The 1,292-nt window shown below is 41.9% G+C and carries 1 protein-coding gene and 1 pseudogene; both read right to left on the bottom strand.

Features of this window, described 5'->3' with window-relative positions:
- A partial coding sequence (locus tag ACKTR2_RS10205) for a hypothetical protein (RefSeq protein ID WP_407885024.1) occupies positions 1-280 on the bottom strand: 280 nt, incomplete at its 3' end.
- A 52-nt stretch (positions 281-332) separates the two neighbouring features.
- Positions 333-1,292 (bottom strand): annotated as a pseudogene (locus ACKTR2_RS10200) (MobQ family relaxase); the annotation flags it as partial.

The following is a 1,292-nucleotide window of genomic DNA, read 5'->3' as shown; positions in this document are numbered from 1 at the left end:
CTAGATGGCGTATTTCTAGGTGCTGATCCCCGTTAGCAACTTCACTGCTTACGAGGACGCCCTCTTTTTTTATGTGGTTTTTAACCCACTCTATCCCTTCATCAGATATTAATTTATTGGTACCTGAACCAAGCAAAAATTGATCAGGGAACTCTGGATGTCGTTTGATCCAGTTGCTGACATAATTTCGGCCACGCCCCAGCTTATGATTAGCTTGCGTTAGGCTGTACCATTCCTGATTGCCTGTCACATGTAAGTTCTCCTTTCTTAATTTAGTCATAGTTTAACACTAAAAGGTGTAACTTACACCATTTATTTTTTTTACATTTAGGTTACAAGTGCATGCCCCCATCTTCATGCCGGTTTCTAGTTTGATGTTGCCGCTGCTTTTTCGTCATTGCCCACTCGGTCTCTTTTAAGCCACGTAATTGCTGCTTTCTTAGATAGTCTGTGTTCTTCGCATATAAAATGGTTATTAAGGCTTCGTCCAAAATATTAGTCAGGTAGTTTTTCGGGCTAGTTGGGTAATAATTGATCGCTTGATAGTCCTTAATTTGGTCTTGCTTATATTGATCAAACCGCGTTGTCTGTTGTTTCAAACGGGCTTGCACAGTTTCAATTTGTTTGTGATCCAACTTAGGATCTTGGCCACATTCGCCGATAAACAGTTGCCGGGTGCCATCATGTTTTAAGACCCGTTGTAATCGGTGGTTCTGAATATCTTTTAATTCAATTTTACCTAACAGGTAATTCAAACCGGCTTGGTGTTGCTGACTAGTAAAGACTACCGGTGGCTGCTGTTGTAATTGACTAAGCTGGTTTGCATCTAATGGCTTTAATTCTGGATCATAGTAAACCACAGCCGTATAAATTTGCTCCTTGTCAATCGTCTCTAGCTTATCCAGGTCACTGTCCGGAAAAGCAGTCGCTAGAATGCTGTCGTATTGGGTTTGCACCACGGCTTTAACTTCCCGAACGACCCGTAAATCTTTCACCGCTTTAGAAATGAATTCGAGTTCGTTAGGTTGATAAGCGGCTAGCATGCCCCGATCAGTATGCTTCAAATTGTCTAACTGGTGACCATGTTTGGCTAGCACCGTGGTTAATTGCTTCTCAATTGTTTGGGCTTGCTGATTAACTAACTGCCAGCTGGTATATGGCCGCTTGGTAAACGTCAATAATTGCTGGGTTAATAAGTCACTTCGAATAGCTGCTAACCGTTCTGCCAATTCGCTACCCTTAAAAATCGTTTGTTCACTATTAGTTTCTTTAATCAGTTCCCGCCGTTCAGC

This window comes from Furfurilactobacillus curtus, assembly GCF_045862785.1.
GTDB lineage: Bacteria > Bacillota > Bacilli > Lactobacillales > Lactobacillaceae > Furfurilactobacillus > Furfurilactobacillus curtus.
This window is presented reverse-complemented; position numbering and strand designations above follow the sequence as displayed.